Here is a 238-nt window from a genome sequence, read left to right on the forward strand (position 1 = left end):
CCCATCAGGTTGATGGCCAGCACGCTGAGCAGGATGGTCAGGCCGGGCAGGGTGACGACCCACCAGGCCCGCTCGATATAGTCGCGCGCCGAGGCCAGCATGGTGCCCCACTCGGGCGTCGGCGGTTGCACGCCGAGGCCGAGGAAGCCCAGCGCGGCGGCATCCAGAATCGCCGAGGAGAAACTCAGGGTGGCCTGCACGATCAGCGGGGCCATGCAGTTGGGCAGCACGGTGACGA

At 68.9% G+C, this 238-nt stretch carries 1 protein-coding gene; it reads right to left on the minus strand.

Features of this window, described 5'->3' with window-relative positions; all coding sequences use genetic code 11:
• Positions 1-238: ABC transporter permease subunit (locus B3M58_RS21805; protein ID WP_296222624.1), on the minus strand; the 238-nt coding region annotated here is incomplete at both ends.

Origin of the sequence: Pseudomonas sp. UBA2684 (assembly GCA_002354655.1) — a bacterium.
Classification (GTDB): Bacteria; Pseudomonadota; Gammaproteobacteria; order Pseudomonadales; family Pseudomonadaceae; genus Aquipseudomonas.